The sequence below is a fragment of the Lentzea californiensis genome (genome assembly GCF_024648825.1).
Classification (GTDB): Bacteria; Actinomycetota; Actinomycetes; order Mycobacteriales; family Pseudonocardiaceae; genus Lentzea; species Lentzea californiensis.
Genome location: NZ_JANBBE010000003.1, coordinates 235,563 through 255,952, shown reverse-complemented (window position 1 = coordinate 255,952; position 20,390 = coordinate 235,563). Strand labels below are relative to the sequence as shown.

Sequence of the window (20,390 nt, the reverse complement as noted above, 5' to 3'; positions counted from 1 at the left end):
CCCCAGCCCCTGGGCTTGTTAATTTCCCGGTATGGCAAAGATTTGGCGAACTACCTAGACGTGAACGTGGTTCATGTACCACCTTCGACCTCGCAAGCCTCACTCCCCTGCATCCCGGAGGCCGCTGTTGAGGAAGAAACTCCTGTCCGCGCTCGCCGGAGCACTGCTGATCACAGCACTGTTCCCCGGCATCGCGCTCGCTGACCCGCCCCGGGCCATCCCCGCCAACCACGAGGCGGCCGACGGCAAGTGGCAGCCGGCGTTCGACTACGACGGTGACGGCTGCTACCCCACCCCGGCGATCTCGCCGACCGGTGACATCGCACCCGGACTGAAGAACTCGGGCGCGCTGAACGGCAACTGCCACGACCGGTCCGACCTGGACAACACCAACTCCTACAGCCGTTCCAAGTGCAACAACGGCTGGTGCGCCTACCTGTACGACCTGTACTTCGAGAAGGACCAGGCCGTGCCGGGCTGGGACTGCTGCGGCCACCGCCACGACATCGAGCACGTGGTGGTCTGGGTGCAGAACGACGTCGCCCAATACGTCTCGACGTCGGAGCACGGCAAGTACAAGACCCACCCGCGCGCCAACGTGCAGTGGGAAGGCACCCACCCGAAGATCATCTACCACAAGGACGGCGTCAGCACGCACTGCTTCCGCCTCGCGGGCGCGGGCGAGCAGGCGGAGAACCACTACGGGGTCTACCAGTACCCCGCCCTGGTCAGCTGGGACCGCTTCCCCGCCGGCGTGCGCGACAAGCTCGTGAACGCGAACTTCGGCAGCGCGTCCCTGGCGATCAAGGACAGCGGGTTCAACCACAACCTCGGTCAGGCCAAGCCGGCCGGGATCGCGTTCGACCCGAACGCGTAGGTCACTTCGCCACCCGGTCGAGCCACTCGGCCAAGAGGGCCCGTTCCGCTGGAGACAGCACCAGGGGCGGGTCCTCTTCCAGTGCCACCCTCAGCGCGATCGCCCGGCTCGGGATGTCCGTGGACTCGTCCGGTGCGGCGTCCGTCGTGATCGCCCTGATGACCTGCTCCCGCGAGAACGTGATGAGCCCCAGGTCGCGGTCCTCCTCCGGCGTCGCGAGCAACGCCAGCACCACACCCATTCCCGCCGCGTGCACGAACTGCGCCGCCTGCTCCACCGGGACCGTCAGGCGGCCCGCCGCCGCGATGCGGCTGATGATCTCGCGGAGCATCGCGTCCGCCTCCAGCCGTGCCGCGCGCTTGCGCGGCTCGCCGTACATCAGCAGGTAGAACGCGGGCCGCGCCAGGCCGAAGCCGATGTGCAGGTCCCATCCCCCGCGCAGGTCGTCGACGGGGTCGCCGCCGACCCCCATCGCGTGCTTGGACTCGAGGTAGCCGGAGAAGCCGAACCCCGCCACGGCGTCGAGCAGCCCGTCCTTGTCGCCGAACAGCCGGTACAGCGTCGGCGCCTGCACTCCCGCGGCCGCGGCCACCGCGCGCGTGGAGACCGCTTCCTTGCCGCCCTCGATCAGCAGGTCGGCCGCGGCCCTCACCAGACGCTCCCTCGTGTCCATGTATCGACGATAACACGCTGAAGGTAGCGATGATTCGATAGCGGTGCTACGTTGATTGCGTTAACGACGGAAACAACAGCTAGGAGCACTGACATGACTCGCGTTGCGATCGTCACCGGCGGATCGAGGGGCATCGGGCGGGCAGCCGCCGAACGCCTCGCCGCCGACGGAACGGCCGTTGTCATCGTGTACGCCGGTAACAAGACCGCCGCCGACGAAGCCGTGGAGAAGATCAGGACGAACGGCGGCCAGGCCGTCGCCGCGCAGGCCGACGTCGGCGACGAGGAAGCAGTCACCGCCGCGTTCGAACTGGCCGAGGAGACCTTCGGCGGTGTCGACGTCGTGGTGAACTCGGCGGGCATCATGCCGCTCGGCACCGTGGCGGACATGGACCTCGACACGTTCGACCGCGTCATGCGCACGAACGCCCGCGGCACGTTCATCGTGAACCAGCAGGCCGCCCGCAGGCTGCGCGACGGCGGCGCGGTCATCAACGTCTCGTCGTCGGTGGTGGGCCTGCGCTTCCCCCAGTACGGGGCCTACGCCATGTCCAAGGGCGGCGTCGAGGCGCTGACCCTGATCCTCGCCCGTGAGCTGCGCGGCCGCGACATCACCGTGAACACCGTCGCCCCCGGTCCCACGGCCACCGACCTGTTCCTCGACGGCAAGGACCAGGCCACCATCGACACCCTCGCCAGGCAGCCGCCGCTGGAGCGCCTCGGCTCGACCGGCGACATCGCGGCGGTCATCTCCTTCCTGGCCGGTCCCGCCCGCTGGATCAACGGCCAGACCATCCGCGCGAACGGAGGCATCATCTGATGGGCCAGGTCATCGTCGTCACGGGAGCGTCCAGCGGCTTCGGCGCGCTGACGGTCCGCAGGCTCGCCCTCGCCGGCCACACGGTCTACGCGGGCATGAGGGAGACGTCAGGCCGCAACCTGGCCGCCGTCGCGGACCTCGACGCGTTCGGGTCCGAGAACAAGGCCGAGGTGCACGCCGTGGAACTCGACGTGCAGTCGCAGGAGTCCGCGGACACGGCCATCGAGTCGATCGTCCGGGAGCAGGGCCGCCTGGACGTGGTCGTCCACAACGCGGGCCACATGGTCACCGGCCCGGCCGAGGCCTTCACACCGGAGCAGTACGCGGACCTGTACGACGTGAACGTCCTGGGCACCCAGCGCGTGAACCGCGCCGCCCTGCCGCACCTGCGGGGGCAGCGTTCCGGCCACGTCGTGTGGGTCGGTTCGAGCTCTACGCGCGGCGGCACTCCCCCGTACCTGGCCCCGTACTTCGCGGCCAAGGCGGCGATGGACGCGGTCGCCGTCTCCTACCGCGCCGAGCTGCTGCGGTTCGGCATCGAGACCACCATCGTCGTGCCGGGCGCGTTCACCCAAGGCACCAACCACTTCGCGCGCAGCGGCACGCCCGCCGACACGTCCCGCGCCTCGGAGTACGAGGAGCTCTACCCCGGCCTGATGGACCAGGTCGGTGTCCGTCTCGCAGAGCTGGAGCCGTCGTGGGCGGACGCCGGTGCCGTGGCCGATGCGATCGTGGACGTCGTCGGCGCGGCGAAGCCGCCGTTCCGGGTGCACGTCGACCCGTCGTCCGACGGCGCCGAGGTCGTGAACGCGGTGGCGGACCGGGTGCGCGGCGAGTTCCTGCGCCGGGTCGAACTGGCGGACCTGATCTAGCGCCTGCCGAGGAGCGCGGACACGGTGAGGAACCGGTAACCGCGCTCCTTCAGCCCGGTGATGACGGGCTTGAGCGCCTGCCGGGTCTGTTCCCTCGCCGCGTACATGGGGTGCAGCAGGATGATCGAGCCCGGCCTGGTCTGGGCCAGGGTCTGCTCGGTGATCTCCTGCGCGGTGGGCGTGCCCGCGGAGTCCGGTTCGACGTCCCACATGACCGTGGTGCGGTCGTGCTGCTGGAGATAACGCGGCAGGGCGAAGAGCTTCTTGCCGTTGGGCGGGCGGAAGTGGATGTCCCCGTTGTAGCCGGTCCTGCGGATCTGGGCGTCGGTGTCCTCGACCTCCTTCGCCACCGTGCTCGGGAGGACGCCGATCATGCGCTGGTGGGTGTACGTGTGGTTGCCGATCTCGTGCTTCGCGTCCGCGATCCGCCTGCCGAGCTCCGGGTGCTTCTCGAGGTCGCGGCCCATGAGGAAGAACGTCGCGGGGACGTTCTCGGCTGCGAGCAGGTCCAGGACCTGCTGGGCGCCGGCGGGGTCCGGTCCGTCGTCGAAGGTCAGGGCGACCACCTTCTCGTCGGTCTCGACGCGGTCGACCAGGTCACCGAAGAACTGGAACGTGCGGGCGCTGCTGACGTTCCACAGGGAGATCGCGGCTACCAGCACCAAGGCGAGGCTTACCGCCGTGATGATCGTTGGCTTGCGGCGCAACCACTTCATGCGCTCACTATGGCCGCGGCGGACTTCCCGGTGCGCAGCACCCCGTCGTCCAGCGGCACGCACCGGATCCCGCCCTTGCCTCGCAGCGCCTTGAAAGCACCCGGAGCGATGACCTGGTCCATCCAGGCGCAGGGGTTCGCCGGCCGATGGACCTCGAACCGCACCGGCCCGTCACCGCTGTCGAGGCTGAACACCGCACCACGCGGCAACGAGTCCACGTCGAACCCGCGCACGACGACGTTGCGGCGCGCCACCAGCGGGTCCACCGCCCATGGCTCGAGGGACTCGGCCGCGATGATCGTGATCGCCGCGTTGCGGTGCGCGGGGTGGTTGAAGTAGCGGTCACCGACGATGCCCAGGCCCGCCCTGATCTCCACCTGGGAGCGCGAAACAGGTCCGGGATCGGGACGAGGGCCGTCCGACGGACGGCCCTCGAAGGCGTGCACGGGTGAGACGTGCAGCGCCACGATCTCGATCAACGCTCGCCGAGCTGCCACTCCGGCCGCACGTAGTGGCACGTGTAGCCGTTCGGGTAGCGCTCCAGGTAGTCCTGGTGCTCCGGCTCGGCCAGCCAGAAGTCCGACTCCTGGGTGACCTCTGTGACGACCTTGCCCGGCCACTTGCCCGAGGCGTCGACCGCGGCGATCGTCTCCTCCGCGATCTTCTTCTGGGTGTCGTCGGTGTAGAAGATCGCCGAGCGGTAGCCCGCGCCGATGTCGTTGCCCTGGCGGTTGCGGGTCGACGGGTCGTGGATCTGGAAGAAGAACTCCAGGACCTGCCGGTAGCTCAGCAACGAAGGGTCGAACACGATCTCGATGGCCTCGGCGTGGTTGCCGTGGCGGCGGTACGTGGCGTTCGGCGTGCTGGGGTCGCCGGTGTACCCGACGCGCGTGGAGACGACGCCGGGGTGGCGGCGGAACAGGTCCTGCATGCCCCAGAAACAGCCGCCCGCGAGAACAGCCTTCTCCGTCACTGTGTCACTCCTCTTCTCGGGTGTTCACTCAGGAGAACGTTCGGTCTTCCCCGGTTCATCCCCGTCAGGTTGTGACGTAACCATTACGGACCTGGATTCGATGACTTCGCCCAGGTAGCGCATGACGACGGCCACGGCGGCGGCGACCGGGACGGAGAAGAACGCGCCCGCGATGCCGTAGAGCGACGTGCCGGCCGTGACGACGAGCAGGACGACCGCCGCGTGCAGGCGCAGGCCGCGCGACTGCAGGATGGGCTGCAGCACGTTGCCCTCGACCTGCTGCACCACGACGACGATGATCAGCATGATGATGGCCGTGGTCAGGCCGTTGCTGACGAGCGCGACCAGCACGGCCAGCGCGCCGGCGATGAACGCGCCGATGATCGGGATGAAGCCGCCGAGGAACGTCAGCGCGGCCAGCGGTATCGCCAGCGGCACGCCGAGGACCAGCAGGCCCACGCCGATGAACACGGCGTCGATCAGCGACACGACGGCCTGGCTGCGGATGAAGCTGCCGAGCGTGACCCAGATCCGCTCCAGCACCGTCGTGACGTGCGCGCCGGCGCGCTCACCGATCATTCCACGCACCCACGGCGTGAACCGCATGCCGTCCTTGACGAAGAAGAACGCCAGCAGCAACGCCACGATCCCGGTCACCAGGCCCGACGTCACCGCGCCCGCTCCGGTCAGCAGCCCACCGGCGATCGACCCGATGCTGGACTTGATCTGGTCGACGCCCTGCGAGATGAGCCGGTCGAGGTCGCTGCCCTTCAGGTTGAACGGTGGCCCGGAGGCCCAGTCCTGCAGCTGCGTGACGGCCTTCTGCGCGCTCTGCGCGATCTCCGGCACACCGGACGCGATCGACGACGAGATCGCCGCGATGACCCCGCCCAGCACGCCGAGTCCGACGAGCAGCACGATCGTCGCCGCCAGGGCCGAGTTGAGGCCCTTCGACATCATCCACCGCGCCGGCGGCCACAGCACCGTCGTGATCAGCAGGGCGAGCAGCACGGGCATGACGACCACCCACAGCTTCCCGACCAGCCAGAAGACCATCCAGAAGCCGAGCGCGGCCAGCGCCGTCCGCAAACTCCACCGCGCGAGCCAGCTCACGCCGTGCCCGATGGCCTCACCCTTGTCCGCCCACCTGCGATCCCGTTCCACGCCCACAGTCTGTCGTTACCCACCCCGAACGGGTGGCAGACATGCCGTTTCGTTAGCCGCGGCCCCAGAACGTGTCCTCCTCCGCCGGGTCGGCCGTGAACAGCCACACCTCGACGACCTTCCCGCCGGCGACGCGCATCACGTCGATCCCGGCCCCGTCCATCTCCGCCCCGGAGCGCTTGCCGGTCCAGTGCACGGGAGCCGCCACGACGTCGCCGTTCACCATCAGCGGGGCGCTGCGCTTCAGGGAGAAGGTGCCCTCGGACACGGACATCATCCCGCCGATCATCGCCCCGACGGCTTCACTGCCGCGGTGCACGCCCGAGAACTGGTTGCCGCCTGGCTGGTGCCACACCACGTCGTCCGCGAACTGGGCGGCGACGGTGACGAAGTCGCCGACCTCCAAGGCCTCGAAGTAAGTGGTGGCGACGGCGAGCGGGGTGGTCATGGGTTTCTCCGTTTCGTTGCGGTTGACCTATGCTCACCAAAAGTAACCAATTACCTCAACGTAACTAACGGAAGGATGTGCGCCATGTCACAGACCATGCCGGACTGGAACGTGCTGATGGCCACCTGCCCGTCCCGCAAGAGCCTGGCGCGCATCGCGAACAAGTGGACGGCGATGACCGTCTCCGTGCTGGGCAACGGGCGCACGCGGTTCGGCGACCTCAAGACGCAGCTCGGTGGCATCAGCGGCAAGGTGCTGACCGAGACGCTGCGGGACCTCGAACGCGATGGGCTCGTCACGCGGCACGTGTACGCCGAGGTGCCGCCGCGGGTCGAGTACGAACTGACGGAGCTCGGCTTCACGCTGTACGAGCCGCTGTTCGCGCTGTGCCGGTGGGCCGAGGAGCACATCGCCGAGGTGCTGGTCAACCGCGAGGCGTACGACGCGCGCTAGCGCGAAGGTTCTCGACCGGCCGTGAGCACGCCGTCGACGTCCGGCGCGACGGAACCGCGGATCAGGTTCCGCACGACGGGCAGACCGGACAGCCGGAACGCCATGTCGCGCAACGAGATCCGCCAAGCGGACGAGGGCGCCATCCAGCCGATGAACCGCCGCCCGAACTCCTGGGTGTGCGTCACGGCGGGCTTCACCCGGCCCTGGTAGCGCTCGAAGGCGCCCTCGGCGCCTGCGGAGAGCTCTTCCACCAGCACGCAGGCGCCGGTCATAGCGAGTGACGCCCCGTGGCCGGCGAACAGCGAGACCGCCCCGCACGCGTCGCCCACGAGCACGACCTTGCCGCGATGCCACATCGGCATGTCCACTTGGGACACCTCGTCGTAGTAGACGTCGTCCGGCACCACGGAGAGCAGCGAGGGCGCGACCCAGCCCAGGTCACCGAACCGCTCCCGCAGCGCCGAAGCCGGATCGGCGGGCAGTTCGGGAGAATCGGACCGGTAGAGCAGCAACGCGGCCATCGCCCCGTCCCGCACGGCGTAACAGCCGATCATGCGATGCGGCACGGTCAGCATCTGGTAGCGGTGGCCGATCCGGGCGCTCAACTCCGCGTCCTGGAACGAGAACGCCGCCGTGTGGTGCCCCAGGTACCGCACGAACGACGACGGCGGCCCGAACACCAGCTCCCGCACCCGCGAGTGCACGCCGTCAGCACCCACGACCAGGTCGAACTCGTCCGAGGACCCGTCCGGGAACGTCACGCGGCCGTCGTCGCCGACAGCGGAAACTGTTGCGCCAAAACGGATCGGCGCACGCAGATCATCGCGGATCACCGAGGCCAGGTCACCGCGCAACAGGCTGATCACCCCGTCCGCGACCGCCTCGTAAGCGGAGGCGGAGATCTCCGCGCGCCGGCGCCCGGAGGAGTCCACGCTGGTCACCGACGAGATCGGCGCCCGCCGCGCCTCCAGCGCGGGCAGCAGCCCCATCCGCCGCGCCACCTCGTGACCCGGCCCGAAGAAATCGATCATGTAACCGCCCGCGCGGAACGACGGCGCCTTCTCCACCACCGAGACGTCCCACCCGGCGCGCTCCAGCCACCACGCGGACGTGAGTCCGGCGATCCCCGCTCCCACGACCAGCGCACGCCGTTGGGCATTCGACTTAGGCATATGCCCAATCTAGCACTACGGATGCGGCCGGCGACTGCTTCGCCCGCTCGTCCAGAACCAGAGACCGGCCACGACCAGCGCCAGCACGCCCAGCCCGAGTGCGCCGTCGGGGATGTCGCCGTCGTCCTGCGACTGCCGCTGGGAGTACTGCGGACTCTGCTGAACCGCCTGTCCGGGAGTGGTGGGCGCGATCGAGGACGGCTGCGCGACCAACGCCAGCGGAATCGCCTCGGTGTCGCTGAAGTCGACCATCCCGGTGGCTTCGAGCACCGTCATGTGGTCGAGCACGGTGTCCATGCAGACCTTGGCGTAGTCGCGGATCGCGGTGTTGCGCGTACCGGTGCGCACGGAGGCGAGGAACTTGTAGACACCGCCGTGCGCCGCCCTTAGCCGATTCGCGAACACGCGGTCGAACTCGGGGCTGCGCGCGGGCGCGGCCGCCATCTCGTCCAGCCAGCCCTGCTGCGCCTCACTGGGCCGCGTCGGCAGCTGCACGCCGAACGTGCGGGCGAGCACGGCGGTGCGCCGGTCCAGGTCGGCGTGCCCGTCGATGAGGTGCCGACCGGCCTCCTGCACCTTCGGGTCGGCCGACTTCTCGAGTCCCATCCGCCCGGCGGGGCCCTCCCACAGACCCGCGAGGGCCACCTTCTGCAGCAGGTCCCGGCCAGCGGGGCCCATGGGCCCGAACTGGGTCTGCACGTAGTCGGGCCCCAGATCCTGCTGCGCGAACGCGGGCTGCGCTCCGAGCAACAACGCCAGCAAAGCGACGAGGAGTATCCGCATGCCGGGAGGTACGGACAGACGACGACCCGCTGACCGTTGCACAGTGCAATGTTTATCGTTTCGTTACCGAAGCCGGAGCCCTGTAGAACTAGGCGGGTGAGCGACATCGACGACCTGACCGACGCGGTCCTCACCGCGTCCCGCCTGCTGGTGGCCGTGTCGGCCCGATCCCTCGCGGCCGTCGAGGAGACGCTCACCCTGCCGCAGCTCAGGATGGTCGTCCTGCTCGACAGCCGCGGCCCGATGAGCCTCACCGCGCTCGCCGACCTGCTGGAGGTCAACCCGTCCACGGCCAAGCGCATGATCGACCGCCTGATCACGTCCGGGATGGTCGACCGCGCCCCGAACCCCGCCTCGAAACGCGAGGTCGTGGTCGTCGCGAGCCAGGAGGGCAGCCGAATCGTGACCGAGGTGATGTCGCGGCGGCGGGCCGAGATCAGCACGATCGTCGCCCGCATGCCGGAGCACCTGCGGCACGGCCTGGTCGAGGCGCTGACCGCGTTCGCCGAAGCAGGTGGCGAACCGCGCTGGTCAGCCCGCGACGAGGCGCCGGAACGGACCCGCGACCACGCGGAAGTCGACTGACGGGTCCAGCGCGCGGTGCAGCACCAGGCCGTCGATGGCCGCGCTCAGCAACAACGCCACCGCGTCGGCGTCCTGCACGCCCGAGTCCCGCAACCACTCGGCGACCCGCGCCCGGAAGTCCACGACCAGCGCCGACAACGCGTCCCGCAGCCCGGGCAGCCGGTGCGCGGCCAGGAACGCCTCCGCCAGCAGCAACGACTCGGGGTCCGTGCCGGTGAAGCGGGACAGGTCCTCGAAGATCCGCTCGACGCCCTCGGCCGGCGACACCGCCGCCAGCGCCTGCGCCGACTCGGCCAGAGCGCGCGAGGCGAACTGCAGCGCGGCCGCCGACAGCAGTTCGGGCACCGACGAGAAGTGGTAGTGCACGAGCGCGGCGTTGACGCCGGCCCGTTCGGCGACCAGCCGCGTGGTCACCGCACCCCAGCCGACCTCGCCCACGAGCTGTGCGGCGGCGTCGATCAGTTGTTCACGGGTGCGGCGACCGCGGTCGGCTGACTTGGGCACGTGCTCAACTTAGCTTTCGGCCTTCTTCGTGAACGCCTCGAGCACCTCGGACCAGCCGCCGGTGTTGTCCTGAAGTGCCTTCGCGCGCAGCTCCTCCGAGCCCGCGAGCTGGGCGAAGCCGCTCTCCACGACCTTGAGCCGGGTCGCGGCGCCCTCGGGCACGAGGGTGAACTCGACCAGCGTCGTGTTGTCCGCGCTCAGCTCCTGCCCGCCGAACGCGCTGGCCCAGCGGTAGGCCACGTACGTCTGCGGCGTCACGGTCTCGACCCGCACCGGGAAGTCGCCGTACTGCTCGTTCTTGCAGAGGGTCGTCTCCCCCTCGACCGCGGTGCCGGACGGCTGGGAGGCCACCCAGAACCCCGGCTCGGTCACCAGCTGCCAGACCCGCTCCGGCGGTGCTTCGATCAGGGTCTCGCGTTCGATCCGGTCCACGCTCACGTCCACTCCCAGGTCCGCCAATAAGTGCAACCCCAGGGTTGCACATCCCCCCGAGGATGCGCAACCCCAGGGTTGCATGTCTCTCCCGCGCCCCGAACGGCGGGAGACGAGCTACTTGGCGCCCAGCGAGTCCACGACCTTGGTGGTCACCGCGTAGGAGCTCCGGACGGTGCCCTTCTCCAGACCGCCCTCGTCCTCGGGCAGGTCCTCGGCCACGGTCGACCGGCCACCGATGAAGTCGCCGTTCTCCGGGTCGACGATGATCTCGCTGAAGTTCTCGCCCTGCTTGATGCCGAGTGCGACGCCTTCCTTGCCGTCGAGGTTGGCCCTCTTGTCCGTGACGACCAGCCCCGGCACCATCGCCACCGCCCGGAAGATGTTCGCCCGCACGTCGGCGGGGTACTGGCCCGACTGCAGAGCCCGGCGAGCCGACACCAGCACGCCCGCGTCGCCGGTCCCGTCCTCGTCCTTCAACCTGGCGTAGAGCTCCTTCGGATCCTTCGGCAGCGACGCGATGAACTCCGGCGTGGGACTGTGGAGCGAGCCGACGGTGCACCGGTCGGGCTGCCCCTGGGCGAAGTAGGAGTAGTTGCCGCACTTGGCGCGGAACTCCTGGCCGTCCTTGAACGACGTGCCGGGATCCGGTGCGCCGTCGCCCTCGTGGCCCTCCAGCCACTTCGAGGAGTTGAGCTTGTTCCGGAACAACCACTCGTCGCGGCGGTCGGCGGGAATCCACTCCTCCTGGACCAGGTCGACCTCCGAGGCGTTCCCGGAGCCGATCTCCACGGTGATGCCCGCGGAGCGGGTGCGCACGTACCGGAACTGGCCGGGCGCCAGCGGGCGTTCGACCACGCGGGACGCCAGGTCGGCGGCCTTGGTCAGCTCCTCGGCGGCGTTCACCGGGTTGCTGCCGACGCCGGTGAGGTCGACGGTCGACGCGGCCAGGCCACCGCCGGTCAGCACGGCCACGGCGGCCGCGGCGGCGAGCCAGCGAACCCGCTTGCGCGGCCGGCGCTCGACGGCGATCGGCTCGGCCACTTCGGCGCGTGCCTTCAGAGCAGCGGCCAGGGCGTTCTTGCCGGCGGCCACGTCGAAGTGGACGGGCTCGTCACCGGCACGCGACAGCGCGGCGTCGAGCACTCGGTCGAGGGTCTCGGGCTTGGTGGGCTCAGACATGGCTGTCCTCGGTGAAGTCGTGGTCGGTCGCGGCGAGACGGGTGCGCAGCCGGGCCCGGCCGCGGTGCAGGCGGGTGCGAACGGTGGCCACCGGGACGTCGAGCGCCACGGCGATCTCCGCGGGCGAGAAGTCGGCCCACGCGTGCAGCAGCAGCACCTCGCGTTCCTCGACCCGCAGTTCGGCGAGCCAGGAGGTGAGCGGCCCGGCGAGCAGCCCGGCGTCCGCCGCGGCGCTCGCCCGGTCGCCGATGTCGGCCTCGTCGGTGCGGGCCGCGTACTCCTTGCTCCACGCCCGCAGCTTGCGTTCCTCGGCGCGGACGTGGCCGCGCAACAGGTTCGTCGCCACCCCGTAGAGCCACGCCCGCACGGCGTCGGCGTCGTAGGCCTGCCCGGCACGCTGGTCCCAGAGCACCAGGAACGCCTCCGACACCACGTCCTGCGCGGTGTCGGCGCCGACCCGCCTGGCCACGTAGCGGTGCAACCGCTCGGCCGTCGATTCGTAGAGCTCCAGCAGCGCGGACTCGTCCAGCACGGCCGGCCTCACTTCCGGTGTCAGCGCCATGGGCGCCGCTTGGGTTCGCACAGACCTACCTGGTCGCAGACCCCAGGAGCGTTCCCGTCGTGTGCTCACCGCCACATCGTGCGGCAGCCGGTCAGATCTCGCACGGGTACGGGTGCCGGGCGGCGAACTCGGCCGCGGTCATCCCGAACAGCACCACGTCGTGGTGACGGCCGGCGAAGAACTCGTGGTCGCGCAGCCTGCCCTCCTCGGTGAAACCGAGCTTGCGGTGCAACGCGATCGAGGCGTCGTTGAACCCCCGGACACTCGCCTCGCACTTGTGGAACCGCCGTTCGCCGAACATGAAGTTCAGCAGCAGCCGCACCGCTTCCGTCGCGTAGCCGCGTCCTTTGTGGTCGGTGCCGATCGAGATTCCGTACATGAACCGGCCGGCGCGGTAGTCGACCGCGTCGGTCGCCAGCATCCCGACGAGCGCGGCCTCGGCCAGCGACTCGATCCCGAGCATCATCGTGTCGTTCTCGGGTGCCTCGAGCGCGGTCTTCTGCGCCCACTCCCGCTGCCGGGCTCCTGATCGCGGCGGGTGGACGCGGTCCGCCCTGCGCATGTCTCCGGTGTTCGCGTCGAACCGCTGGAAGCTCTCCCAGTCCTCCGGTTCGACGCCGCGCAGCCGGACGAGTTCTCCTACCCAGGCAGAGGTCATCGCATGATCGAACGACCACCCGATCGTGTCTGGCAAGCGGATTACTACTATCGCCCGATGACCGCCTACGACGATCTCGAGCTCGACACGACGGTGCTGCCGGAGCGCCAGCAGGCGATCCTGGTCGCCATCCGCGACTGGGTCGTCGAGCACGGCTACTCCCCCAGCACGCGCGAGATCGGCGAGGCCGTCGGCCTGAAGTCGTCCTCCAGCGTCTCCCGGCACCTGACTGCGTTGGAGGACAAGGGTTTCCTCAAGCGCGGCGGCTCGGTGACGCGGCCGATGGACGTACGGGTCTTTCTGAGCGGCGCGCCGATGGCGGCGGGGACGCTCTCCGGGGACTCGATCTCGGTGCCGGTCGTCGGTGACATCGCCGCCGGTGCGCCGATCTCCGCCGTCGAGCACGTGGACGAGGTGCTGCACCTGCCGCGCGGCCTGGTCGGCCGGGGCAGCAACGTGTTCGCCCTGCGCGTGCGCGGCGACTCGATGATCGGCGCCGCGATCTGCGACGGCGACACGGTCGTGGTGCGGCAGACGCACGAGGCCTACAACGGGCAGATCGTCGCCGCGATGATCGAGGAGGAGGCGACGGTCAAGGTGTACCAGCGCAAGGGCGGCCACGTGTACCTGGAACCGCGCAACGCCGAGTACCCGGTGATCGACGGCGACAAGGCCGTCATCCTCGGCGTCGTCGTGTCGGTGCTCAGGAGCGTCTGAGAGGTCGCCGGTCCACTCAGGACAGATCACTCAGAGGACGCCCCAGTCGCGTGATCGCAGGTGCTCCACGACGGCGTCGGTGGCCGGCGTGGTCGTGGAGCGGGTGACGACGTAGAGGGTGTTGAGCGGGGGCACCTCCGGGTGGTGCAGCTGTTCGACCGAGCCGGCGGCGAGCGCGGGTTCGGCGAGGTAGCGCGGCAGGGCGGACACTCCCGCCCCGGCGATCACCGCGGCCAGCACGGCGCGCAGGTCGGGCACGGTCACGGCGACGGTGTTCGCCGGGCGGGTGCCGAACTCGCTGCGCCAGTAGCGGCGGATGATCGGCAGGTCGCCGTCGTAGGCGACCAGCGGCAGGTGTTCGAGGGCTCGCGCGGGGTCCGCGGCCAGCACGTCCTGGTCCACGGTCCTGGCCAGCAGCGGCGGCCCGACCAGCAGGAACTCCTCGTCGGTGAACGGCGTGGCGGTGAACCCGGCGGCAGGACGCACCGAGGACAGCACCACGTCGAGCTTCGCGGCCCGAAGCGCGGCCAGCAGGTCACCGGCCAGGCCGAACGTCACCTCGAACCGCAGGCCCCTGCGCGTCAGCGGGGCGAGTGCGGGCAGGCCCCGCACGGTCATGAACTCGGCCGCTCCCCCGATCCGGACCGTGCCTTCGAGGATGCCGCCTGGGTCGAGCGCGGTGCGGAGCTGGTCGACGTGCTGGCCGACGCGGCGGGCCAGGTCGTCGGCACGGGGTGTGGGGGTGACCCCGCGGCTGCCCCGCACGAACAGCGGTTCGCCCAGCTCCTTCTCCAGCCTGGCGAGCTGGCCGCTGACCGCCGGCTGGGTGAGCCCCCGCCTGGTGGCCGCGCTGGTGATCGAGCCGCCCCGGTAGATCTCCAGGAACGTCGCCAGCAGATCCAGGTCCGTCAACTTCGCAGCCATAACTCATCTTATAGCTCGTCCGTGGCGTTCTCCGGATCTGTGATGTCCTGAACCACATGAAGAAGCTACTGATGGTCGTGTCCGGCGCCGACTCGCTCACCCTGGCGGACGGCTCGGCCCACCCCACGGGGTTCTGGGCGGAGGAGGTCGTCGAGTCCGTGCGCGTGCTGCGCGAAGCCGGTGTCGAGGTGACGGTCGCGACGCCGGGCGGGGTCGTGCCCACCGTGGACAAGGCGAGCCTCGACGGCAAGTTCGACGAAGCCGTCGCCTCGCTGGAGGACCTGCGTGCTCCCGCCGCACTGTCCGATGTGGACGCTGCCGGTTACGACGCGATCTACCTGCCGGGCGGGCACGGTCCGATGGCGGACCTGGCGTCCGACGCGTCGCTGGGCGCGTTGCTGGCGGAGTTCCACGACGGCGGCAAGCTCGTCGCTGCACTGTGCCACGGACCGGCCGGACTGCTCAGCGCGGTCCGCGCGGACGGCACGTTCGTGTTCGCGGGCAAGGAGATGGCCGTGTTCAGCGACGAGGAGGAGCGCCAGGGAGGTCTGGCCGTCCCCTACTCGGTCGCCGGTCGGCTGACCGATCTGGGCGCGCGCCTCACGACGGGTGAGCCGTGGTCGAGCACGGTGGTCGTGGACGGCCGGCTCGTGACGGGTCAGAACCCGCAGTCCACCGCGGCCACCGCAACGCGGGTCGCCGAACTGCTCGGCTGAGACGGACGCGCTGTGCCTCCTACAGCGCCAGCTGCAGGAGGCACAGCGCCGCCAGCAACGCCGGACCGCGGCTGAACTGCGCCATCAGGCCGAGCGGCGTCGGCCCGAACACGCCGAAGTCGATGACCACGGCACCGAAGTCGACCGGCGGCCGCGTGGCGATCCGGTACACGACGGCAACCGCACCGACCGCCGAGACCAGCGCGTTGACCGCGGACACGTGCGGGGTGAACGCCGCGGTGACCGCGCACCACAGAATCGCGCCGGCCGCGGGGAACACGAGGTGCGCCAACCTCAGCTGACGGTCCGGCAGCCCCAGTGCGCGGCGCATCGCGGGCGAGCGGCAGACGAACTTCAGCCCCGCGGCCAGCCGGTCGGTGGCCAGGAACGCGGCGACGAGGTGCACGGCCGGGACGACCGCGCCCTGCCAGCCCACGGACACCAGCGCCGGGACGGGCAGCAGCGCCGCCCAGACGAGCACGGCATTCGGCGTGCGGCGCAGCCGGAGCGCGTCGCACCAGGCGAGGACGACGAGCCGGGAACCCCTCAACCGCGCCGACTTCACGCGGCCGAGCGCACGGGCACGGCGTTCGGCCAGCACCGCGCCGAGGAGGGCGAGGTCGAACCAGCTCACCGACACCCGCGCCACGCCCGCCAGCGCGCCACCCGGCGCGAGGTCGGACCACCGCAGGGACCGCAGCGAGGCGGCCGCCACCACCACCAGGCCGATCGCCACCACCCAGGCGGCACCGACCGCACCGGCCCACCCGCCCAGCAGACCCGGTTCACCGGCCGCCGCCTGCCCGGCACCGGCGCCCAGCCACGACACCGGCAGGCCGAGCGGTACCAGCAGCGCCACCACCGCCAGCCACACCAGCCCGCTCAACCACCCCTGCGGCCGCACCCCTGCCCGTTGCACCGCCACGGCGCCGGCCACCACGGCCACCCCGCAGGCGGACCCGGCACCCGCCGCGACCAGGGGTGGCACCACGGCCCCCACGATCCCGGACACGACAGCGGGCCAGCAGGCACCCACCGCCGCCCCCACCGCGAGCAGCCACAAGAACCGCGGCCGCAACAACGCCTCGCGCGGCACGGGTGAGCTCAGCACCCAGAACATCCGGTCCGCGCCCACGAAGACCGGCCCGGCCGCCAGCACCACCTTCGTCAGCACGGCGACGCCCAGCACCGACAGCCAGAGCGCGGTCCACGCGCCACCTGGGTAGGAGGCCTTGGTCAGGCCGGCGTACACCCAGCCGTAGCCGACCAGGCCGACGACCGAGAAGTTGACGAACGGGGCGTACAGCCGCGTGACCTGGAAGCGCCACGGCACCGGGGGCCGCAGCCAGTGCCGGACGGCGGACGCGGTCACAGCGTGACGGTCCGGCACGCCACCGCCTCCACCAGTTCTTGGTCGTGCGACGCGAACACCACGGCCACCCCGGCGGCCTTCTCGGCCAGCAGGCGGGACCGCAGCCAGGAGCGGCCTGCCGCGTCGAGGCGCTGCTCGGGTTCGTCCAGCACGAGCACCGAGCGCGGCCTCACGAAGCACGACGCCAGCCCGAGCCGGTGCCGTTGCCCGGAGGACAGAGTCGGCGGCAACTGGTCTGCCACCGCACCCAGCCCTACCTCACCCAGCACCGCCAGGACGTCGGCTGACGACCCGTGCAGCCACGCCAGCAGCCGCAGGTGCTCCACGACGGACACGTCCGGGAAGTAGTCGGCGTCGTCGAGCAGCGACGCGACGGCGGACCGGAACTCGCCCGACGACTCGTCCAGCTCGGCGCCGCCGAGCAGCACGCTGCCGGACTCCAGCACCTCGGCACCGACCAGGCAGCGCAGCAGCGTCGACTTGCCCGAACCGTTCGGGCCCACGACGGCAACGGCCTCACCGGGGTCGGCGGTGAAGGACAGATCTGCGAAAACGGGGATTCCGCCGTAGCTGAAGCCGGCGTCCCCCACGCCCAACGACATGTGATCAGGGTAGTGGGAATAGTCGGGGCACCCAGGCGTTAGGATAGATGCAAACGCATAAGTCATTAAGTTTGAAGGAGGCGGGTGCCGTGCAGTTCGGAATCTTCTCGGTGAGCGACATCACCAGGGACCCGGTGAGCGGCGAGACCCCGAGCGAGGCCGAGCGCATCGACGCGATCGTGCAGATCGCGGAGAAGGCCGAGGAGGTCGGGCTCGACGTGTTCGCGATCGGCGAGCACCACAACCCGCCGTTCTTCTCGTCCGCGCCGACGACGCTGCTCAGCCACATCGCGGCGAAGACGAAGAACCTCATCGTCAGCACCGCCACGACGCTGATCACCACGAACGACCCGGTGCGCATCGCCGAGGAGTACGCGATGCTGCAGCACCTGTCGAAGGGCCGCATGGACCTCATGCTGGGCCGCGGCAACACCGCGCCGGTCTACCCGTGGTTCGGTGCCGAGATCCGGCAGAGCCTGCCGCTGGCGCTTGAGAACTACAACCTGCTGCACCGGTTGTGGCGCGAGGACGTCGTGGACTGGGAGGGCAAGTTCCGCACGCCGTTGCAGGGCTTCACCAGCACCCCGCGTCCGCTGGACGACCTGCCGCCGTTCGTGTGGCACGGGTCGATCCGCACGCCCGAGATCGCCGAGCAGGCCGCCTTCTACGGCGACGGCTTCTTCGCCAACAACATCTTCTGGCCGAAGGAGCACTACATGCGGCTGATCCAGTTCTACCGCCAGCGGTACGCGCACTACGGCCACGGCACGGAGAAGCAGGCCATCGTCGGCCTGGGTGGTCAGGCGTACATCGCGAAGCGGTCGCAGGACGCGCTCAACGAGTTCCGCCCGTACTTCAACGAGGCTCCCGTCTACGGCCACGGCCCGCGGATGGAGGACTTCATGGAGCAGACGCCGCTGTCGGTCGGCAGCCCGCAGGAGGTCATCGACAAGACGCTGACCTTCCGCGAGCACTTCGGCGACTACCAGCGCCAGATGTTCCTGATGGACCACGCCGGCCTGCCGCTCAAGATGGTGCTCAACCAGCTCGACCTGCTGGGCGAGGAGGTGGTTCCGGTGCTGCGCAAGGAGATGGAGGCGCGGCAGGACCTCGAGACCGCCAAGCCGCCGACGCACGCGGGGCGCGTCCAGGACAAGTACGGCGACGGACCGGTCCGCCAGCCCAAGCCCAACGCCAACCGGGGGGACAACGTCACGGGCGGCTCGCCGTACCAGGACTCGCAGTGACCCGTGCCAACGAGGCCTGGGAGTCCCTGATGAAGGCGTACGCCGCGCTGACGAAGCAGTTCAACGCGGAGGACGTCTGGGGCGAGCTGACCATGCGGGAGTACGACGTGCTGTACCAGCTGTCCAAATGCGACAGTCCACTCAGGATGAGTGAGCTGAACCGCCACGTGCTGCTGAGCCAGCCCGCCCTGTCCCGCATGGTCGACCGCCTGGTCGAACGGGGCTACCTCGACCGCCGCCCCGATCCCGGTGACCGCAGGGGTGTGCGCCTGTCGCTCACCCCCGCGGGCCGCGAGACCCAGCGGGCCATCGGCCTCCCGCACGCACGCAGCGTCACGCGCGCACTGAGCGTGCTGACGCCCGAAGAACTCGACCAGCTCGCCGCGATCACCGGCAAGCTCAGCCAGAGCGAGGAGTAATGGGCCAGAACTTCCAGCTGGTGGTGGTGTCCGCCGGCACGAGCGACCCGTCGTCCACCCGCCTGCTCGCCGACCGCGTCGCCGGACGGGTCACCACCCTCGCCGGCAAGCGGGCGCAGACCGTCGGCACGACGGTGATCGAACTGCGCGAGCTCGCCACCGAGATCGCGAACGCCCTGGTGTCCAACCACATCGGGCCGAAGCTGCAGAAAGCCATCGCGACCCTGCGGCACGCCGACGGCATCGTCGCGAGCACCCCCGTCTACAAGGCAGGCGCGAGCGGGCTGTTCACGTCCTTCTTCCAGATCCTCGACAACGACCTGCTGATCGCGAAGCCCGCCGTGCTCGCCGCGACCGCCGGTACCGCCCGGCACGCGCTCGTGGTCGACGACCAGATGCGCGGGCTGTTCGCCTACCTGCGCACGGTCGTGGTGCCGACGGCGTTGTTCGCGTCGACCGAGGACTGGCAGGACAACGGGCTCAACAAGCGCATCGACCGCGCGGCCCTCGAACTGGTGGCGCTCATGACCTCGGGCTTCGAGAAGACCGTGCGCGACGAGTCGTGGGGCAGCTACCAGCACGAGTACGGCAGCGCGGGCGGCACGGAGCTGACGATCGACCTCGACTCCGACCTGATGCGCCTGGCGGCGGGCGGCGCCTAGAAGTCCGCACCACGCGAGAGCTTCTCGTTCTCGCGCAGCTCGACCAGCGCACTCTCGTGCATCGCAACGGCGGCGTCGTACGCGGCGCCGCCGAGCACGATCCGGTGCGGTGGAACAGGTGCGTTCATCGCACTGAGCACGGCGCGCACACCCCGTTCGGGATCGCCCGGCTGCTTGCCGTCCTGGTCCGCGAACGTCGCGCGAATGCCCTCGACCAGCGGCAGGTACGCGTCCACGGTCTCGCGCACCGGCTCGTCCTGAAAACCCGCGTAGGCCTTGGTGCGGAACGATCCCGGCTCCACGACGAGCACGCGCACGCCGAACGGCTCGACCTCCTGGCGCAGCGTCTCCGACAGCCCTTCGAGCGCGAACTTCGCCGCCGAGTAGTAGCCGAAGCCCTGGATGCCGACCAGCCCGGCCAGCGACGACATGTTGACGATCCAGCCGCTGCCCCGCGCCCGCATTCCCGGCAGGACGGCGCGCACCACCTCGACCACGGCGAACAGGTTCAGGTCGAACGTGAGACGGACCGTCTCGTCTCGTGAGCCCTCCACCGAGCCGTACCAGCCGCGGCCCGCGTTGTTGACGAGCACGTCGATCCCGCCGAACCGCTCCTCCGCCGCCTTCACCGCCGCGCGCACCTGCTCGGCGTCGGTGACGTCGAGCTCGAGAACCAGCACGCGGTCCCCGTGGGCAGCAGCCCATTCCCGCAGCTCAGCGGGCCGGCGCACGGTCAGCACCACTTGATCGCCCTGCTCCAGCGCCGCCTCGGCGTAGGTCAGGCCGAACCCTCCGGGCGTCCCTCCGGTGATGAACCAGGTCCTCATCGCACTTCTCCTATCGCTATAGAGACGACTG

General features: G+C 70.1%; 27 protein-coding genes. 10 read left to right on the top strand and 17 right to left on the bottom strand.

Going from position 1 to position 20,390, the window contains the following annotated elements:
* The first annotated feature begins 127 nt into the window (after positions 1–127).
* On the top strand, positions 128–877 hold the full coding sequence (locus LX88_RS15585) for an NPP1 family protein (RefSeq protein WP_307790333.1): 750 nt from the start codon (positions 128–130) through the stop codon (positions 875–877).
* Position 878: 1 nt separating this feature from the next.
* On the opposite strand, the gene LX88_RS15580 is transcribed toward LX88_RS15585, so the two are convergent.
* A complete protein-coding gene (locus LX88_RS15580) occupies positions 879–1,550 on the bottom strand; it encodes a TetR/AcrR family transcriptional regulator (protein WP_258948489.1) in 672 nt (223 codons plus the stop codon).
* A 93-nt stretch (positions 1,551–1,643) separates the two neighbouring features.
* Between LX88_RS15580 and LX88_RS15575 the strand changes: the two genes are divergently transcribed.
* Positions 1,644–2,369, top strand: coding sequence for an SDR family oxidoreductase (locus LX88_RS15575; RefSeq protein WP_258948488.1), 726 nt, complete (start codon positions 1,644–1,646; stop codon positions 2,367–2,369).
* Positions 2,369–3,241, top strand: coding sequence for an SDR family NAD(P)-dependent oxidoreductase (locus tag LX88_RS15570; protein ID WP_258948487.1), 873 nt, complete (start codon positions 2,369–2,371; stop codon positions 3,239–3,241). Before LX88_RS15575 ends, LX88_RS15570 begins: the two co-directional genes overlap by 1 nt.
* On the opposite strand, the gene LX88_RS15565 is transcribed toward LX88_RS15570, so the two are convergent.
* The 5 genes from LX88_RS15565 to LX88_RS15545 are packed head-to-tail and all read right to left on the bottom strand — an operon-like array spanning position 3,238 to position 6,542.
* Positions 3,238–3,957, bottom strand: a complete 720-nt coding sequence (locus LX88_RS15565) for a polysaccharide deacetylase family protein (protein ID WP_258948486.1) — start codon at positions 3,955–3,957, stop codon at positions 3,238–3,240. The two genes, LX88_RS15570 and LX88_RS15565, sit on opposite strands and share 4 nt — an antisense overlap.
* Positions 3,954–4,454, bottom strand: a complete 501-nt coding sequence (locus LX88_RS15560) for an MOSC domain-containing protein (RefSeq protein WP_258948485.1) — start codon at positions 4,452–4,454, stop codon at positions 3,954–3,956. The genes LX88_RS15565 and LX88_RS15560 overlap by 4 nt, the downstream gene beginning before the upstream one ends.
* Positions 4,433–4,930 (bottom strand): peptide-methionine (S)-S-oxide reductase MsrA, encoded by a 498-nt coding sequence (gene msrA, locus LX88_RS15555; RefSeq protein WP_090063930.1) that lies wholly within the window; start codon positions 4,928–4,930, stop codon positions 4,433–4,435. The genes LX88_RS15560 and msrA overlap by 22 nt, the downstream gene beginning before the upstream one ends.
* A 24-nt stretch (positions 4,931–4,954) precedes the next feature.
* Positions 4,955–6,094: an AI-2E family transporter gene (locus LX88_RS15550; RefSeq protein WP_258948484.1), complete on the bottom strand. Its 1,140-nt coding sequence runs from the start codon at positions 6,092–6,094 to the stop codon at positions 4,955–4,957.
* 52 nt (positions 6,095–6,146) lie between these two features.
* Positions 6,147–6,542 (bottom strand): nuclear transport factor 2 family protein, encoded by a 396-nt coding sequence (locus tag LX88_RS15545; protein WP_258948483.1) that lies wholly within the window; start codon positions 6,540–6,542, stop codon positions 6,147–6,149.
* Positions 6,543–6,626: 84 nt separating this feature from the next.
* Here LX88_RS15545 and LX88_RS15540 point away from each other — a divergent pair, with 84 nt between their 5' ends.
* Positions 6,627–6,995, top strand: a complete 369-nt coding sequence (locus LX88_RS15540) for a winged helix-turn-helix transcriptional regulator (protein ID WP_258948482.1) — start codon at positions 6,627–6,629, stop codon at positions 6,993–6,995.
* Here the strand turns inward: LX88_RS15540 and LX88_RS15535 are convergent.
* Both LX88_RS15535 and LX88_RS15530 read right to left on the bottom strand, forming a co-directional pair.
* Positions 6,992–8,167: an FAD-dependent oxidoreductase gene (locus LX88_RS15535; protein ID WP_258948481.1), complete on the bottom strand. Its 1,176-nt coding sequence runs from the start codon at positions 8,165–8,167 to the stop codon at positions 6,992–6,994. The two genes, LX88_RS15540 and LX88_RS15535, sit on opposite strands and share 4 nt — an antisense overlap.
* A gap of 15 nt (positions 8,168–8,182) precedes the next feature.
* Positions 8,183–8,950: a DUF4142 domain-containing protein gene (locus LX88_RS15530; protein ID WP_258948480.1), complete on the bottom strand. Its 768-nt coding sequence runs from the start codon at positions 8,948–8,950 to the stop codon at positions 8,183–8,185.
* 96 nt (positions 8,951–9,046) lie between these two features.
* Between LX88_RS15530 and LX88_RS15525 the strand changes: the two genes are divergently transcribed.
* Complete coding sequence (locus tag LX88_RS15525) at positions 9,047–9,535, top strand: MarR family winged helix-turn-helix transcriptional regulator (protein WP_258948479.1); 489 nt, start codon at positions 9,047–9,049, stop codon at positions 9,533–9,535.
* On the opposite strand, the gene LX88_RS15520 is transcribed toward LX88_RS15525, so the two are convergent.
* The 5 genes from LX88_RS15520 to LX88_RS15500 all read right to left on the bottom strand — a co-directional run bounded on the left by LX88_RS15520 (position 9,482) and on the right by LX88_RS15500 (position 12,873).
* Positions 9,482–10,039 carry a TetR/AcrR family transcriptional regulator gene (locus LX88_RS15520; protein ID WP_258948478.1) on the bottom strand — a complete coding sequence of 186 codons (558 nt, stop codon included), beginning with the start codon at positions 10,037–10,039 and terminating at the stop codon, positions 9,482–9,484. The two genes, LX88_RS15525 and LX88_RS15520, sit on opposite strands and share 54 nt — an antisense overlap.
* A gap of 9 nt (positions 10,040–10,048) precedes the next feature.
* A complete protein-coding gene (locus LX88_RS15515) occupies positions 10,049–10,477 on the bottom strand; it encodes an SRPBCC domain-containing protein (RefSeq protein WP_258948477.1) in 429 nt (142 codons plus the stop codon).
* Positions 10,478–10,588: 111 nt separating this feature from the next.
* Positions 10,589–11,653 carry a CU044_5270 family protein gene (locus LX88_RS15510; RefSeq protein ID WP_258948476.1) on the bottom strand — a complete coding sequence of 355 codons (1,065 nt, stop codon included), beginning with the start codon at positions 11,651–11,653 and terminating at the stop codon, positions 10,589–10,591.
* On the bottom strand, positions 11,646–12,236 hold the full coding sequence (locus tag LX88_RS15505; protein WP_258948475.1) for an RNA polymerase sigma factor: 591 nt from the start codon (positions 12,234–12,236) through the stop codon (positions 11,646–11,648). Before LX88_RS15505 ends, LX88_RS15510 begins: the two co-directional genes overlap by 8 nt.
* A 70-nt stretch (positions 12,237–12,306) precedes the next feature.
* The gene (locus LX88_RS15500) at positions 12,307–12,873 is read right to left on the bottom strand and encodes a GNAT family N-acetyltransferase (protein WP_258948474.1); all 567 of its coding nucleotides are present in this window, start codon (positions 12,871–12,873) and stop codon (positions 12,307–12,309) included.
* A gap of 57 nt (positions 12,874–12,930) precedes the next feature.
* Here LX88_RS15500 and lexA point away from each other — a divergent pair, with 57 nt between their 5' ends.
* Positions 12,931–13,590 carry a transcriptional repressor LexA gene (lexA, locus tag LX88_RS15495; RefSeq protein WP_258948473.1) on the top strand — a complete coding sequence of 220 codons (660 nt, stop codon included), beginning with the start codon at positions 12,931–12,933 and terminating at the stop codon, positions 13,588–13,590.
* A 30-nt stretch (positions 13,591–13,620) separates the two neighbouring features.
* On the opposite strand, the gene LX88_RS15490 is transcribed toward lexA, so the two are convergent.
* Positions 13,621–14,514 (bottom strand): LysR family transcriptional regulator, encoded by an 894-nt coding sequence (locus LX88_RS15490; RefSeq protein ID WP_258948472.1) that lies wholly within the window; start codon positions 14,512–14,514, stop codon positions 13,621–13,623.
* Between the two features lie 56 nt (positions 14,515–14,570).
* On the opposite strand from LX88_RS15490, the gene LX88_RS15485 reads away from it, so the two are divergent.
* On the top strand, positions 14,571–15,230 hold the full coding sequence (locus LX88_RS15485) for a type 1 glutamine amidotransferase domain-containing protein (protein ID WP_258948471.1): 660 nt from the start codon (positions 14,571–14,573) through the stop codon (positions 15,228–15,230).
* Positions 15,231–15,249: 19 nt separating this feature from the next.
* Here LX88_RS15485 and LX88_RS15480 read toward each other — a convergent pair whose 3' ends face one another.
* Complete coding sequence (locus LX88_RS15480; protein WP_258948470.1) at positions 15,250–16,602, bottom strand: DUF6297 family protein; 1,353 nt, start codon at positions 16,600–16,602, stop codon at positions 15,250–15,252.
* Positions 16,599–17,204, bottom strand: coding sequence for an ABC transporter ATP-binding protein (locus LX88_RS15475; protein WP_258948469.1), 606 nt, complete (start codon positions 17,202–17,204; stop codon positions 16,599–16,601). The genes LX88_RS15480 and LX88_RS15475 overlap by 4 nt, the downstream gene beginning before the upstream one ends.
* Before the next feature lie 89 nt (positions 17,205–17,293).
* On the opposite strand from LX88_RS15475, the gene LX88_RS15470 reads away from it, so the two are divergent.
* Genes LX88_RS15470 through LX88_RS15460 form a run of 3 tightly spaced genes read left to right on the top strand, consistent with a single transcriptional unit; the run spans position 17,294 to position 19,532 of the window.
* On the top strand, positions 17,294–18,451 hold the full coding sequence (locus tag LX88_RS15470; RefSeq protein ID WP_258948468.1) for an LLM class flavin-dependent oxidoreductase: 1,158 nt from the start codon (positions 17,294–17,296) through the stop codon (positions 18,449–18,451).
* Positions 18,448–18,870, top strand: a complete 423-nt coding sequence (locus tag LX88_RS15465) for a MarR family winged helix-turn-helix transcriptional regulator (RefSeq protein WP_258948467.1) — start codon at positions 18,448–18,450, stop codon at positions 18,868–18,870. The genes LX88_RS15470 and LX88_RS15465 overlap by 4 nt, the downstream gene beginning before the upstream one ends.
* The gene (locus LX88_RS15460; protein ID WP_258948466.1) at positions 18,870–19,532 is read left to right on the top strand and encodes a CE1759 family FMN reductase; all 663 of its coding nucleotides are present in this window, start codon (positions 18,870–18,872) and stop codon (positions 19,530–19,532) included. Before LX88_RS15465 ends, LX88_RS15460 begins: the two co-directional genes overlap by 1 nt.
* On the opposite strand, the gene LX88_RS15455 is transcribed toward LX88_RS15460, so the two are convergent.
* Entirely contained in the window at positions 19,529–20,359 is an 831-nt protein-coding gene (locus LX88_RS15455) for an SDR family NAD(P)-dependent oxidoreductase (RefSeq protein ID WP_258948465.1), read from the bottom strand. The two genes, LX88_RS15460 and LX88_RS15455, sit on opposite strands and share 4 nt — an antisense overlap.
* Positions 20,360–20,390: the final 31 nt, after the last annotated feature.

What these genes read in the sequence shown, in the direction of transcription:
- LX88_RS15475 (WP_258948469.1), bottom strand. Translation starts at nt 17,204, where the DNA reads ATGTCGTTGGGCGTGGGGGACGCCGGCTTCAGCTACGGCGGAATCCCC.
- LX88_RS15460 (WP_258948466.1), top strand. Translation starts at nt 18,870, where the DNA reads ATGGGCCAGAACTTCCAGCTGGTGGTGGTGTCCGCCGGCACGAGCGAC.
- LX88_RS15545 (WP_258948483.1), bottom strand. Translation starts at nt 6,542, where the DNA reads ATGACCACCCCGCTCGCCGTCGCCACCACTTACTTCGAGGCCTTGGAG.
- LX88_RS15580 (WP_258948489.1), bottom strand. Translation starts at nt 1,550, where the DNA reads ATGGACACGAGGGAGCGTCTGGTGAGGGCCGCGGCCGACCTGCTGATC.
- LX88_RS15535 (WP_258948481.1), bottom strand. Translation starts at nt 8,167, where the DNA reads ATGCCTAAGTCGAATGCCCAACGGCGTGCGCTGGTCGTGGGAGCGGGG.
- LX88_RS15575 (WP_258948488.1), top strand. Translation starts at nt 1,644, where the DNA reads ATGACTCGCGTTGCGATCGTCACCGGCGGATCGAGGGGCATCGGGCGG.
- LX88_RS15530 (WP_258948480.1), bottom strand. Translation starts at nt 8,950, where the DNA reads ATGCGGATACTCCTCGTCGCTTTGCTGGCGTTGTTGCTCGGAGCGCAG.
- LX88_RS15565 (WP_258948486.1), bottom strand. Translation starts at nt 3,957, where the DNA reads ATGAAGTGGTTGCGCCGCAAGCCAACGATCATCACGGCGGTAAGCCTC.
- LX88_RS15510 (WP_258948476.1), bottom strand. Translation starts at nt 11,653, where the DNA reads ATGTCTGAGCCCACCAAGCCCGAGACCCTCGACCGAGTGCTCGACGCC.
- LX88_RS15540 (WP_258948482.1), top strand. Translation starts at nt 6,627, where the DNA reads ATGTCACAGACCATGCCGGACTGGAACGTGCTGATGGCCACCTGCCCG.
- LX88_RS15500 (WP_258948474.1), bottom strand. Translation starts at nt 12,873, where the DNA reads ATGACCTCTGCCTGGGTAGGAGAACTCGTCCGGCTGCGCGGCGTCGAA.
- LX88_RS15570 (WP_258948487.1), top strand. Translation starts at nt 2,369, where the DNA reads ATGGGCCAGGTCATCGTCGTCACGGGAGCGTCCAGCGGCTTCGGCGCG.
- lexA (WP_258948473.1), top strand. Translation starts at nt 12,931, where the DNA reads ATGACCGCCTACGACGATCTCGAGCTCGACACGACGGTGCTGCCGGAG.
- LX88_RS15485 (WP_258948471.1), top strand. Translation starts at nt 14,571, where the DNA reads ATGAAGAAGCTACTGATGGTCGTGTCCGGCGCCGACTCGCTCACCCTG.
- LX88_RS15490 (WP_258948472.1), bottom strand. Translation starts at nt 14,514, where the DNA reads ATGGCTGCGAAGTTGACGGACCTGGATCTGCTGGCGACGTTCCTGGAG.
- LX88_RS15455 (WP_258948465.1), bottom strand. Translation starts at nt 20,359, where the DNA reads ATGAGGACCTGGTTCATCACCGGAGGGACGCCCGGAGGGTTCGGCCTG.